General features: G+C 40.8%; 15 protein-coding genes. 10 read left to right on the top strand and 5 right to left on the bottom strand.

The annotated features are described in order from the left end of the window. Window positions 1-74: 74 nt before the first annotated feature. Window positions 75-818 carry a lysophospholipid acyltransferase family protein gene (locus NE848_RS09405; RefSeq protein WP_252112817.1) on the top strand — a complete coding sequence of 248 codons (744 nt, stop codon included), beginning with the start codon at window positions 75-77 and terminating at the stop codon, window positions 816-818. Here the strand turns inward: NE848_RS09405 and NE848_RS09400 are convergent. The 4 genes from NE848_RS09400 to recA all read right to left on the bottom strand — a co-directional run bounded on the left by NE848_RS09400 (window position 815) and on the right by recA (window position 4,378). Continuing rightward, window positions 815-2,254 (bottom strand): porin family protein, encoded by a 1,440-nt coding sequence (locus NE848_RS09400; RefSeq protein WP_252112815.1) that lies wholly within the window; start codon window positions 2,252-2,254, stop codon window positions 815-817. The genes NE848_RS09405 and NE848_RS09400 overlap by 4 nt on opposite strands. Beyond that, window positions 2,251-2,796 (bottom strand): RNA polymerase sigma factor, encoded by a 546-nt coding sequence (locus tag NE848_RS09395; RefSeq protein ID WP_252112813.1) that lies wholly within the window; start codon window positions 2,794-2,796, stop codon window positions 2,251-2,253. The genes NE848_RS09400 and NE848_RS09395 overlap by 4 nt, the downstream gene beginning before the upstream one ends. A gap of 42 nt (window positions 2,797-2,838) precedes the next feature. Beyond that, window positions 2,839-3,279, bottom strand: coding sequence for a hypothetical protein (locus NE848_RS09390; protein WP_252112810.1), 441 nt, complete (start codon window positions 3,277-3,279; stop codon window positions 2,839-2,841). 85 nt (window positions 3,280-3,364) lie between these two features. Next, the gene (gene recA, locus NE848_RS09385; protein ID WP_252112808.1) at window positions 3,365-4,378 is read right to left on the bottom strand and encodes a recombinase RecA; all 1,014 of its coding nucleotides are present in this window, start codon (window positions 4,376-4,378) and stop codon (window positions 3,365-3,367) included. A gap of 191 nt (window positions 4,379-4,569) precedes the next feature. Here recA and NE848_RS09380 point away from each other — a divergent pair, with 191 nt between their 5' ends. The 9 genes from NE848_RS09380 (at window position 4,570) to NE848_RS09340 (ending at window position 13,177) form a co-directional block, all read left to right on the top strand. Continuing rightward, window positions 4,570-5,811 (top strand): peptidase U32 family protein, encoded by a 1,242-nt coding sequence (locus NE848_RS09380; protein ID WP_252112806.1) that lies wholly within the window; start codon window positions 4,570-4,572, stop codon window positions 5,809-5,811. Then, a complete protein-coding gene (locus tag NE848_RS09375) occupies window positions 5,811-6,041 on the top strand; it encodes a ferredoxin (RefSeq protein ID WP_252112804.1) in 231 nt (76 codons plus the stop codon). Before NE848_RS09380 ends, NE848_RS09375 begins: the two co-directional genes overlap by 1 nt. Before the next feature lie 33 nt (window positions 6,042-6,074). Further along, the gene (trhO, locus tag NE848_RS09370; protein WP_252112802.1) at window positions 6,075-7,106 is read left to right on the top strand and encodes an oxygen-dependent tRNA uridine(34) hydroxylase TrhO; all 1,032 of its coding nucleotides are present in this window, start codon (window positions 6,075-6,077) and stop codon (window positions 7,104-7,106) included. Window positions 7,107-7,318: 212 nt separating this feature from the next. Then, a complete protein-coding gene (locus NE848_RS09365) occupies window positions 7,319-8,488 on the top strand; it encodes a PSP1 domain-containing protein (RefSeq protein ID WP_252112800.1) in 1,170 nt (389 codons plus the stop codon). Then, complete coding sequence (locus NE848_RS09360) at window positions 8,481-8,969, top strand: gliding motility lipoprotein GldH (RefSeq protein WP_252112798.1); 489 nt, start codon at window positions 8,481-8,483, stop codon at window positions 8,967-8,969. Before NE848_RS09365 ends, NE848_RS09360 begins: the two co-directional genes overlap by 8 nt. 15 nt (window positions 8,970-8,984) lie before the next feature. After that, window positions 8,985-11,297, top strand: a complete 2,313-nt coding sequence (locus NE848_RS09355) for a penicillin-binding protein 1A (protein WP_252112796.1) — start codon at window positions 8,985-8,987, stop codon at window positions 11,295-11,297. Window positions 11,298-11,405: 108 nt separating this feature from the next. Beyond that, on the top strand, window positions 11,406-12,104 hold the full coding sequence (locus NE848_RS09350; protein ID WP_252112794.1) for a CoA transferase subunit A: 699 nt from the start codon (window positions 11,406-11,408) through the stop codon (window positions 12,102-12,104). Between the two features lie 28 nt (window positions 12,105-12,132). Continuing rightward, window positions 12,133-12,489, top strand: a complete 357-nt coding sequence (locus tag NE848_RS09345; protein ID WP_252112792.1) for a four helix bundle protein — start codon at window positions 12,133-12,135, stop codon at window positions 12,487-12,489. A gap of 34 nt (window positions 12,490-12,523) precedes the next feature. After that, window positions 12,524-13,177, top strand: coding sequence for a CoA transferase subunit B (locus tag NE848_RS09340; protein ID WP_252112790.1), 654 nt, complete (start codon window positions 12,524-12,526; stop codon window positions 13,175-13,177). A 45-nt stretch (window positions 13,178-13,222) separates the two neighbouring features. On the opposite strand, the gene NE848_RS09335 is transcribed toward NE848_RS09340, so the two are convergent. Next, window positions 13,223-13,582: a DUF6616 family protein gene (locus NE848_RS09335; RefSeq protein WP_252112788.1), complete on the bottom strand. Its 360-nt coding sequence runs from the start codon at window positions 13,580-13,582 to the stop codon at window positions 13,223-13,225. Window positions 13,583-13,622 lie beyond the last annotated feature (40 nt).

Below are 13,622 nucleotides of genomic sequence, written 5' to 3'. Positions count from 1 at the left end.
TGGCTTCTTGAATTTTCCTGCAAAGGTAATTTTTTTATAGAATTCACTCGGTTCATTTTACTACTTTTGGAGTCATGAGTTATCTAAAAAAGGCAGCAATACTGTTATGGCGAATCTGGTTCTATATTCTTATGGTGTTGCCAATTGTAATAATGCTTCCTTTTTTACTCGTTTTTACTTCTGCTGAAAGATTCTATCCTCAATTCTTTATTTGTGCGCGTATCTGGGCGAAGATCATCATAGTTGGAATGGGATTTTCTGTAAAGGTGGAAGCTGAACAGGTTCCCAGAAAACATGATAGTTATATGCTGGTAGCCAATCATGCTTCCATGCTGGATATTATGCTTATGCTTTATGTGATAAAACAGCCATTTGTTTTCATCGGAAAAAAGGAATTGAGCAGGATCCCCGTTTTTGGCTTTTTCTATAGAAGGACCTGCATCCTGGTTGATAGAAATAATCAAAGAAGCAAGAAAGAAGCTTTTAATGAAGCTCAAAGAAGGCTGAAACAGGAAAACAGCGTATGCATTTTTCCGGAAGGGGGAGTGCCCGATGATGAATCAATTATGCTGGACCAGTTCAAAGATGGAGCTTTCAGGTTAGCTATAGAGCATCAGATTCCTATTATTCCTTTAACTTTTCATGACACAAAAAAGAGGTTCTCTTATACCTTCTTTTCGGGAGGACCTGGTAAATTAAGAGTTAAGATCCATAACTTCATCTGCACCAAAGGAATTCAATTAGAAGATCGCCGCACCCTGAAAGAAGAAGTTCGGTCCGTAATACTGAATGAACTTCAACATCCTTCAGTTTCTTAAAATTTCAGATTTAAACCTGAATAAATACCAAAGTTCATGGGCTGTACATTATTCACATTGCTGAAGGTGTTCAGCTGATATTTGAAGATAGGTTCAAGGCTAATACTGAATTTATCACTGAGTTTATAATCCATCCCAAGCCCGATATTTGTACTAAAACTGGTATTATTGATATTGCTGGCCTCCCCAAGGTTGGTAGTGGAATTCCCCGATACCAGGTCTACACGGTTCCTGTCTAGGAACAGGCTGCTCCCGCCCCCAATGACATTAAGGCCAAATTTTTTATCTACCAGAACATATTCTATTTCCAGCGGCACTTCTATAAAGCCGAATTGCTGATTGATCTCTCCCGGGGTGAATATGGAGGAGGCTAGGGAATTCTGGTTGGAAGTCTCAAAAGCCATGCCTCCATTAGGCCTTGCATTGCTTCTTATTTGAAGATGGTCCTCATTGGGCCTGATATTATCTAAATTAGCTGCGATACCTGATGGAGAATAAGAGATATCCTGAATATTATAGCTCATATTCACCTTGCTTATTCCCGTTCTTATCCTGATCTTATCTGAAAGCTCGTAAGCCAGTTTTATACCATATGAAAGCGTGACTTCAGAAGAGGATGCATTGTTGGAGAATTGTGAAGAAAGTTCATTTCCGCTACCCATATTCTTGTAAAAAACAGGAGCGGCAAAGGTTGATAATCGAAGTTTTTTATTAGCCGTCTCGGCTATCGCTTCTTCTTTTTTCTCATTTTTCTTTTCTTCCTCAAGTTGAGCAAGGGCGTTTTCCTCCTCTTCTTTTATAGCCTTTATGGTTTTAGTTGAATCAGTTTCTATTTGGGCAATAGCGCCGGAAGTTTCATCCTTGATCGCTTCCGGCTTTCCTGCCACTTTTTCTTCTTCATTTTGCTGTTGTACTCTGACGTTATTTTTAACCTCATCAGAAGCTATTGCCGTTTCCTGGTTACTTTTGTTATTGAAATCGGTATCGGAGCTATCCGTTTTTCTAGATTGATTGTTTGATGTGGTGGAGGAATGTGAAGAAATTTGGGAAGTGGAGGTAATGATTTCTCCATTGTCTGTTTTCGCATCAGCCTCTTCAGAAGCAACCTGATTCTCCAGATTTTTATCTTCAGAAGCACCATTTTGATCCCTGGTTTCTGTGTTTTTTCTTTCTTGATTTTCAGGATTTTCAAATACTATTCCCGGTTCATTCTGAATTGTCTCCTGGTTCTGGGTGAAAAGAAGGCTGGCAATGATTATTGCAATTACTGCTGCAACACCGCCTAATTTCATCCAAAGTGGAATGATAAAGGGTCTTTTTTTCTCTTTTTTGTCAAGTATTGAAGCAATATTTTCCCAAACCTTCTCCCTGGGTTCACTTTCAAAGTCCTTGAACTTTTCCTGAAAAATCCGGTCTATGTTCTTCTTTTCCTTCATGATGATTGAGCCGAATTTTTAATATTCTGATTTTTTTCAATTCTATCTTTTAATGCCATTCTTGCCCTTGCAAGATTAGATTTTGAAGTTCCCTCTGAAATATTCAGCATATCTGAAATTTCCCTGTGTGAATACCCATCCAGTACATACAGGTTGAAGACCTGTCGATACCTGTCCGGAAGGCTTTGCACACATTCCAGTAGGAAATCCACAGAGAGATCTTCAGTTTCAACTTCAATTTCATCTTCAGTAAGGTGGTCCTCATTCGTAATCCCATAGACCTTTTGCTGGCGATGTTTTTGTAAGGCAGTATTAATAATGATCCGCTTCATCCATCCTTCAAAAGAGCCTGCATCTTTATACTGGGCTATTTTCTCAAATATGGTGACAAATCCATCCTGTAGATTGTCTTCCGCCTGCTGGCGGTTGTCAGAATATTTGAGGCATAAACCGAACAGCTTTGCCGCATAAATACGATAAAGCTGTTCCTGTGCCTTTCGATCCTGTTTTTTGCACTTATGAATAAGGTCTTTTAACCCCACTTAAAAGATTTATAACTTATTATCTGGTTTTTTCAAGACTAATTATGATTGAGGCTGAGTAACGGGGATCACCACCGTGTTATAAACTGGTTCGTTACCTGCCTCACCTACCAGGAAGTTAAACGTATAGTCTTCTTCCTCATCTATATTGATGGTAAACTTACTGGTGCCCTGATCTCCACCTACGGTATCATCACAATTGCTATCCAATTGTATCGCGGCAATTGCAGATACATAAATAATTCTTCGTTCTTCACCCACATTGCCTTCTCTTCTTGCATCCAATCCCGCAAAGGAATGACAGGCCGAGGGAAGAATGTAGGTTACGGTAACTTCATAGGTTTTGCCAAACTCGAATTCATCTGGAAGATCGTTTGCTACGATCTCGGCTAATTCATACTCCACCCTTGGACCACTGTCATCATCTACTGAACAACCTGTCATTGCAAGAATTGTAATCAGTATAAAAACTAACTTCTTCATCTTTTAATATGCTTTTGTTAGTAGATGCATTTAACTCCAAAAGGTTGCGTGAGAACCAAAAAAAATCCCCTTTTGGGGATTTTGATTATTCTTTTGCAATTTTAATTGCGTTTTTGATCTTCTCCTCCAGTTCTTCCATTAGATCAGGATTGTCTTTCAGCAGGATCTTAACAGCATCTCTTCCCTGACCTAACTTAGTGTCTTCATAACTAAACCAGGAACCACTCTTTTTGATTATCTCATAATCCACTCCAATGTCTATTATCTCACCGATCTTGGAAACTCCTTCACCATACATGATGTCGAATTCGGCGGTCTTGAATGGCGGAGCAACCTTGTTCTTTACAACTTTCACCCTGGTTTTATTACCTGTCACTTCATTGCTGCTATCCTTGATTTGTGTAGATCTTCTTATATCGAGTCTAACAGAAGCATAGAATTTAAGCGCGTTACCACCGGTAGTCGTTTCAGGGTTACCGAACATCACACCGATCTTTTCTCTTAACTGGTTAATGAAGATTACGGTACAGTTAGTTTTACTTATTGATGAGGTAAGCTTTCGCAAAGCCTGTGACATAAGTCTTGCGTGAAGCCCCATTTTAGAATCTCCCATTTCTCCTTCTATCTCACTCTTTGGAGTAAGCGCTGCCACTGAGTCGATCACAATAATGTCTATCGCTCCGGAACGGATAAGATTATCGGTAATTTCAAGAGCCTGCTCTCCATTATCTGGCTGGGAAATGATTAGGTTGTCGATATCAACATCTAATTTTTCGGCATAGAACCTATCGAAAGCATGTTCGGCATCAATAAAGGCGGCAATCCCACCTTTTTTCTGAGCTTCAGCAATAGCGTGAAGGGTAAGAGTGGTTTTACCGGATGACTCCGGTCCGTAAATTTCAATTACCCTACCTCTTGGATATCCTCCAACTCCCAACGCGAGGTCAAGACCAAGAGAACCTGTGGAAATAGCATCTACATCTACCACAACCTGATCGCTCATTTTCATGACCGTACCCTTTCCGTAGGTCTTGTCCATCTTATCCAGGGTAAGCTTCAAAGCTTTTAATTTCGCTTCTTTCTCTTTATCGTTACTCATGTATGAATTTTAAATTGAATAATTAAGGACTGCTAAAATAGTATAAGTTTTTGTTCAAAACAATAAAACTTATCGATGTTTTTTGGAATATTTCCAAAAATTTGGAATAGGATCTTGTTTCGATAAGATGACATTGATCATAAAATAATTTTCAGGAAGAAGGTAATTTTGCAAACCTTAAAATTTGCCTTATGACCAGTACCGGGAAAATAGAATTGATGGCCCCAGCGGGTAATTTTGAATCTCTCCAGGCGGCAATTGATAATGGGGCCGATTCGGTGTATTTTGGTGTTGAGCAGCTTAATATGCGTGCTCGTGCAAGTATAAATTTCACCATTGATGATCTGCCAGAAATTGTAAAAAGGTGTGAAGAGAGAGGAGTAAGAACATATCTTACTCTTAACACTATAATTTATGATCATGACCTTTCTGTAATAAGGACTCTTATTGATGGCGCGAAGGAAGCAAATGTGGCTGCTGTGATAGCCATGGATCAGGCAGTTATTGCCTATGCGAGGCAGGCAGGTATGGAAGTACATATATCTACCCAGATAAATATTACCAATATCGAAACGGTGAGATTTTATTCGATGTTTGCAGATACCATGGTAATGAGTCGTGAGCTGAGCTTGCGACAGGTGAAAATGATCTGTAATCAGATCGAAAAGGAACAGATTAAAGGCCCATCAGGAAATCCTGTAGAAATTGAGATTTTTGGACATGGGGCTTTATGTATGGCGGTTTCCGGTAAATGTTATTTAAGTCTGCATTCGCATAATTCTTCAGCTAACAGAGGCGCATGCAAGCAGAATTGCCGGAAAAAATATACAGTTATAGACCAGGAGTCTGGCTTTGAAATAGAACTGGATAACGAATTTATGATGTCTCCCAAAGATCTGTGTACGCTGGACTTTCTTGACCAGGTAATAGAAACCGGAGCGAAGGTACTTAAGATTGAAGGCAGGGGGAGAGCTCCTGAATATGTTGCCACGGTTATAAGAACGTATAGAGAGGCAATCGATGCTTATTACGACAAAACATATTCTTCAGAAAAGGTTCAGGCCTGGATGCAGGATCTGAAGAAAGTCTATAACAGGGGTTTTTGGAGTGGCTATTATCTGGGGCAGAAACTCGGTGAATGGAGCGATGGTTCTGGATCACACGCCACGCAGAAAAAGGTCTATGTGGGTAAAGGGGCACATTATTTTCCGAAGTCGGGAATTGGAGAGTTCAAAATTGAAGCCTATGGGATTAAACTCGGCGACCGTCTTTTGGTTACAGGCCCAACTACAGGAGTAAAAGAATTTGATCTTGACGAACTAATGGTGAATGATGAGAGGTCTGAAACCGCTTCTAAAGGCGATTCATGTACCATTCCGCTTGATTTCAGGCTACGTCTTTCAGATAAACTATATAAAATTGTACAGGTCTAATGGTAGTTGTAACTTTGCAGCGTCAAAAATGCATCGGTTGTAATTATTGTGTTGAAATGGCACCGGCTCAGTTCCAGATGTCAAAAAGAGATGGAAAGAGCGTATTGCTTAATTCAAAAGAAAAAAAAGGATTTTATACCCTTAAATCACACGATAACGGTATTTTTGACGGCTGTTTGCAGGCACAGAAAGCCTGCCCGGTAAAAATAATTACCGCGAAAATGTTATAAACTAAACTTTAACTCTTAAAATATTGGTATAGCATGCAACTGTACAATAAATTAAGCGCTAAAGAAAGAGAAGCCCTTTTAGAAGAAGCCGGTGAAGACAGGCTTACCCTCTCTTTCTATGCATACGCAAAGATCGGAAACCCCGAATTATTCAGGAATCATTTATTCATTGCCTGGGACCAGATGGACGTTCTGGGAAGGATCTATGTTGCCCACGAAGGAATCAATGCGCAGCTTTCGGTACCTGCGAAACGCTTCAATGAATTCAAGGCCTTTATAGATAATATTTATTTCCTGAAAGATGTTCGTCTAAACATCGCCATTGAACACGATATCAAATCGTTCCTTAAACTTAAGGTGAAGGTTCGTAACAAGATCGTTGCCGATGGCCTTAACGATAACACTTTTGATGTTACCAATAAAGGTGTTCATGTAGACGCCGCGAAATTTAATGAATTGATCAGCGATCCGAACACCGTACTGGTGGATATGAGAAATCATTACGAAAGTGAAATAGGACATTTCCAGGGTGCGATAACTCCCGATGTGGATACTTTCCGTGATTCTTTGCCTATTATAGAGGAGGACCTTAAAGAACATAAAGAAGATAAAAACCTGGTGATGTACTGTACCGGTGGGATTCGTTGTGAGAAGGCCAGTGCTTACTATAAACATCGCGGATTCAAAAATGTTTATCAGCTTGAAGGCGGAATCATCGAATATACCCGCCAGGTGCAAAACCAGAATCTTGAAAATAAATTCATCGGAAAGAATTTCGTGTTCGATCACCGACGTGCCGAAAGAATTTCAGATGATGTGATCGCCCAGTGCCATCAATGTGGAAAACCTTGTGATACGCATGTGAACTGTGCCAATGAGGCATGTCACTTATTATTTATTCAGTGCGAGGAGTGTGCTGAAAAAATGAATAATTGCTGTTCAGATAATTGTAAGGAAATTGCCGCATTGCCCTATGAAGAGCAGAAAAAGCTCCGTAAAGGTAAAGGGGCCAGCAATAAGATTTTCAAGAAAGGTCGTTCTGAGGTTTTACTGTTCAAGCAGTAGGTTTCTTTTCTAAAATGGTGGAGCCAATTAATATTTGGTATATTTACTGTTGAAATTTTTTATGAACCTCAAGGAGGTGCTCTAAAATATGTGTTGGGCTGATAATATTCAGCCGTTTTGAAGATGAAGAAGATCCTGCATAACCATTAGGTGGTAAGATGGGATGATGTTTATAGGCACATTAGAGATGACCTTCTCAATATATATAATATATGGCTTGCAGCAGTTGCTCGACCGGGAAAGACGGTCAGCCGAAAGGATGTAAGAATAATGGAACCTGTGGAACGGACGGATGCAACAAGCTCACCGTTTTCGACTGGCTGTCTAACATGTCTCTTCCAGGAGGTGTGGAACCTTTCAATTTTGTGGAGGTACGCTTCAAGAATGGCCGGAAACATTTCTATAAAAACACCGAGAATTTAAGTCTGAGCATCGGAGACATTGTGGCTACCGAAGCTAATCCAGGCCACGATGTGGGCATGGTTAGTCTTACCGGAGAACTGGTAAGAGTTCAGATGAAAAAGAAAAAGGAAGACCCTGATTCCGGGGAGATCCTTAAGATATACCGAAAAGCTTCTCAAAAAGATATCGATGTTTGGCAGGAGGCCCGCGACAGGGAAGAAAAGATCAAACAACGATCCAGGCAGATCGCCATCAGGCTGAATCTTAGTATGAAGATCAGTGACGTGGAGTTTCAGGGCGATGGTTCTAAGGCGACTTTTTATTACACCGCTGAAGATCGTGTGGATTTCAGGCAGCTTATCAAGGAATTTGCCCGTGAATTCAATACCCGTATCGAGATGCGTCAGATAGGTCTTAGGCAGGAAGCGGCGAGACTTGGAGGTATTGGTTCGTGCGGACGCGAACTATGCTGTTCTACCTGGCTCACCGATTTCAGATCGGTAAGTACTTCAGCAGCCAGATATCAGCAATTGTCACTGAACCCTCAGAAACTTGCCGGGCAATGTGGCAAATTGAAGTGTTGTTTGAACTACGAACTGGATACTTATCTAGAAGCTTTAAAATCTTTTCCAAAAACCGACGTTAAACTAAAAACCAAAAAAGGTACAGCGGTCTGTCAGAAAATTGACATTTTCAAGGGCCTTTTATGGTATGCCTATGAAGGGGAATGGATGAACTGGCATAAACTGAGTCCGGAACAGGCCAATAAGATCATCGCCAGGAACAAAAAGGATGAGGCAGTAGGAAGTTTGGAAGAATACGAACTGGAGATCCAGATGGAGGATGATAAAAAAGGCTTTAAAGATGCGGTAGGGGAAGACAGTTTGACCCGCTTCGATAAGCCGAAGCAACACCGCAAAAGAAGAAATAAAAAGAGAAAAAAACGTAAAGGGAATACCTCAAAGTCTAAGAATGCGTAGTGCTGTTGTTGTTTCTTTTTTGGTTTCTGTGATTATTTTGGTCTCCTCCTGTGACAGGAAAAGGGTGTATGATGAATATAAACCTGTAAGAGGATGGCACAAGGATTCGATAGTTTCATTTGAACTTGGTAGTTTGGATTCCAGTAAGGTTTACGATCTGTTTATCAATATTCGAAACAATAACGATTTCCAGTTCAGTAATTTATTTTTGATCACCGAGATCAAATTCCCTCAGGGTAAAGTAATAAGCGATACCCTTGAATATGAAATGACCAAACCGGATGGAGAATGGCTCGGCACGGGTTTTGGTGACGTAAAAGATAACAAACTCTGGTATAAGGAGGATGTTAGGTTTGATGAACCCGGAAAGTATAGAGTGACCATTCAACAGGCGATGCGTAAGAATGGGGAGGTAGAGGGAATTGAAGAACTCCAGGGGATTACCCATGTAGGATTCCGGATTGAAAAAAGTGAAAATTAATTTTTGAAAATATAAATGGCCCGCACATCTAAAAAATCTAAGAAACCTGCTCACAGCAATCGAAAGTATATACTTGGATTCTGGACATTGTTCGGAATAGGAATATTGATTGCCATCTTCATATTTCTCCTTGCAGGATGGGGAGCTTTTGGTAAGATGCCCACCTTTGAAGAACTCGAAAATCCGGAAACAAATCTTGCAACCGAAATATTCTCTTCAGATGGAGAAACACTGGGTAAGTATTATAGTGAGAACAGAACACCTATAAAATATGAGGATCTGCCGGAACATTTGGTACAGGCACTTGTGGCTACCGAAGATGAGCGTTTCTATCAGCATGCGGGGATAGATGCAAAAGGTACACTTAGAGCTGCTGTTTTTTTGGGAACACGAGGTGGTGCGAGTACAATTACACAGCAGCTGGCCAAGCAGTTGTTCACCGAAGATGTCTCTCAAAGTTTTGTTACCAGGGTCTTCCAGAAGATTAAGGAATGGGTGATCGCTACTCGTTTGGAGCGTCAGTATACCAAAGAGGAGATCATTACTATGTACTTCAATAAATATGATTTTGTGTACCAGGCAGTAGGAATTAGATCTGCTTCCAGGATCTATTTTGATAAGGAAGCAAAAGACCTCAATATCCAGGAATCGGCAGTATTGGTAGGAATGCTGAAGAATGCGGCCCTTTATAATCCAGTGCGTAGGCCTGAATTAGTGGAGGACAGAAGAAATGTGGTCTTTGAACAGATGGCCAGAAACGGATTCATATCGGAAACAGAAATGGATTCGCTTAAAAAATTACCGATGAAGATTGAATTCACGCCAGAAGGCCACGATGAAGGGATGGCGACCTATTTTAGAGCGTATCTTCAGGGGTTCATGAAAGAATGGATCGATGAAAACCCTAAGCCCGATGGAACTGAATACAGCCTTTACAGGGATGGCTTAAAAATTTATACCAGTATAGATTCCAAGATGCAGGAATATGCTGAGGATGCTGTGAAGAAACATATAGCCCATATTCAAAAGGAATTTGACAGACAGAATAAAAGTAATCCCACCGCACCTTTCAGAGACATTGATAAAAGCGAAGTGTCGGGAATAGTGGAGAGCGCGATGAAAAGGTCAGATAGATGGCGAAAGATGGAAGCACAGGGAAAATCTGCTGAAGAGATCAGGAAGTCATTTACAGAAGAAACTGAAATGAGAGTTTTCAGCTGGAATGGGACAATCGATACTGTAATGACCCCCAGGGATTCGATTCTTTATTATAAATCTTTTTTACAGGCAGGAATGATGTCTATGGTGCCACAAACCGGGGAAGTAAAAGCCTGGGTAGGGGGTACCAATTTCAAGCATTTTAAATATGATCACGTAAAGCAGGGTAGAAGACAGGTAGGTTCAACATTTAAACCCTTCGTTTATGCCACAGCTATAGATCAGCTTAAGTTTTCACCTTGTGATACTCTGCCTAAATCTAGGTTTACGATTGAAGCCGGTAAACACGGGAATCAAAATGACTGGTCTCCTAAGAATGCCGGAAATGATGATTATGAAGGCATGGTTTCATTAAAGAGTGCGCTGGCACAATCTATTAATACGGTAACTGCCAGGTTAATAGATAAGACAGGCCCGAGACCGGTAATAGACCTGGTAGATAAACTGGGCATAGAAACCGATAATATTCCTGCAGTGCCGTCTATTGCTCTCGGGGTTGCCGATATCAGCCTTTTTGAAATGGTCTCTGCTTTCAGCACATTTGCCAATCAGGGGGTTTATGTAAAACCCGTTATCGTAAACAGAATTGAAGATAAGAACGGAACCGTCCTTTATCAACATGTGCCTGAAACCCGGGATGTACTTAGTAAGGAAGCGGCCTATGTAACCGTTAACTTGCTGGAAGGGGTAACCCAGTATGGGTCTGGTGTGCGTCTTAGGGGAACCTGGGCAAAAGGGCGACAGGATTACGAAAGAGCCGTAACAGGCTATCCTTATGATTTCAAAAATCCTATAGCAGGTAAAACCGGAACTACACAAAATCAGAGTGACGGATGGTTTATAGGAATGGTACCCGATCTTGCCACCGGTGTGTGGGTAGGTGCTGAAGATCGTTCGGTTCACTTTCCTACTATTACCTATGGGCAGGGAGCTACCATGGCCTTACCTATCTGGGGAATGTATATGAAGGATGTCTATGCTAATGATGACCTTAAAGTCTCACAGGAAGGATTTGAGAGACCCGAAAACCTGAGTATCGAGGTGAATTGTGAAAACTATGGGACGTCTCAGGAATTTGATAATTCAGTTCCAGACGAACTTGATTTTTAGACTTTTCTCAATAAAAGCACATAAAATTTCTTAATTATTCAACAAGTCTGGCTGCATCCGTTGTAGCCAGCTTTTTATTTTCGTATTTTCGGGTAAAAATCTGAAAAAATGATCATAAAAACTGTTGATAATGTACAGGAGGCCCTTAAGGGGGTAAAGGATGGGATGACATTTATGCTTGGAGGATTCGGTCTTTGCGGAATCCCCGAAAATGCCATTTCTGAACTGGTGCGCCTTGACGCAAAAAACCTTACCTGTATCTCAAACAATGCCGGGGTAGATGATTTTGGCCTCGGACTTTTACTGCACAAAAAACAAATTGATAAGATGGTTTCTTCCTATGTGGGGGAGAATGAGATTTTTGAAAAGCAGATGCTTAGCGGAGAACTGGACGTTGAACTGGTTCCACAAGGAACTCTGGCGGCGAGATGTCAGGCAGCCCAACAGGGGTTTCCTGCAATCTATACGCCTGCGGGTTATGGTACCGAGGTGGCCCAGGGTAAAGAGACCCGGGAATTCAACGGGAAAATGTATGTTCTGGAAGAAGCTTTTAAAGCAGATTTCGCTTTTGTAAAAGCCTGGAAAGGTGATAAGGCAGGGAACCTGATTTTCAAAGGAACTGCAAGAAACTTTAATCCTGTAATGTGCGGTTCTGCAACCATAACCGTTGCTGAGGTAGAAGAACTTGTGGAGCCTGGGGAGTTAGATCCTAATCAGATCCATATCCCGGGAATTTTTGTACAGAGGATCTTCCAGGGAGAGAATTATGAGAAGAGGATAGAGCAGCGTACAGTTAGGAGTAAATAATCCAATAAACCAATGAATCAATAAAACAATGGAGCAAAGAAAAAATATCATTCTTGAAAAGTCCATTGATTTCTCACTAATGCTTATTGATTACTGTGAAGAGTTGAAGTTGCAAAAGAAGTACGTTATCTCTGATCAGCTTCTTCGTTCTGGGACCAGTATCGGAGCAAACGTTCATGAGGCACAGAACTCCGAAAGTAAATTAGATTTTATACATAAAATAAAAATCGCTTTAAAAGAACTGGAAGAGACAAAATATTGGATGAAATTATGTGAGAGATCCAGGCATTATCCCTTTAATGAAGAGCTTAAAAACAGCCTGGAAGAATTGGGGCTGATCCTTTATAAAATCGTTAGTACCAGCAAGAACAGTATAAAGAAATAATTGGTTCATTGCTTAATTTTTTAATTAACAAATTATGCTAGATAAAAACGGAATAGCACAAAGAATAGCCAAAGAGGTGAAGGATGGTTACTATGTGAACTTAGGAATCGGAATTCCGACTCTTGTTGCCAATTTTGTTCGTGATGATATTCAGGTGGAATTTCAGAGCGAGAATGGAATTTTAGGAATGGGACCTTTTCCATATGAAGGCGAAGAGGATGCCGACCTTATAAATGCCGGAAAACAAACAATAACAGCCTTACCGGGAGCAAGTTTCTTCGATTCGGCTACAAGTTTTGGAATGATTCGCGGTCAGCATGTGGATCTAACAATTCTTGGAGCCATGGAAGTTGCGGAGAATGGAGATATCGCGAACTGGAAAATTCCAGGAAAAATGGTAAAGGGAATGGGGGGTGCCATGGATCTGGTGGCTTCCGCCGAAAACATCATCGTGGCCATGATGCATACCAATAAGGCCGGTAAATCAAAACTTCTTCGAAGATGCACACTACCTTTGACGGGTGTAGGTTGCGTAACCAAAATAGTAACGAATCTTGCTGTCCTAGAGGTTACTGATGAGGGCTTTAAACTATTGGAACGAGCTCCGGGAGTGACTGTGGAAGAAATAAAAAATGCTACTGAAGGAAAGCTAATAGTGGAGGGAGATATCCCTGAAATGAAAATTTAAAGTAATAAAAAAGCCGGATCGGATGATCCGGCTTTTTTATTACTTTTAGGTTAAAGAAGTTGAGCTTTCTTCAATATCTACCAGAAAATCTATTGCTTCATCCTGGGTGATTAGTTTTCCTCTTGAATTGGCCTGTGAGAAGTATTCATACCAACCAACCCTCTTCAAGTTGCTCTCGAGAACCTCCACTTCACCAATAGAAGGCATTTTCCAAACCGTCATATAACGATAATCACTTCTGTATGGGGTGTGCTCATCGTTCCTGGCCCAACCAAGATTTTCAACGCCACTAGCCTTCATGTTTTTTATACGGCCTTTCATATCTTCCATCAGCTTCCGTCTCTCATCATGACCGAGTTTCATCCATTTGGTAGTAACGTTCCACATTTCAATGTATAGATACATAATTTAAGATTTATTGGTTTAGAATAAATTAAAGTTAAAC

Source organism: Gramella jeungdoensis, assembly GCF_023805255.1.
Lineage (GTDB): Bacteria > Bacteroidota > Bacteroidia > Flavobacteriales > Flavobacteriaceae > Christiangramia > Christiangramia jeungdoensis.
The sequence above is the reverse complement of the archived record's forward strand: the minus strand, read 5'-3'. Positions and strand labels throughout refer to the sequence as shown.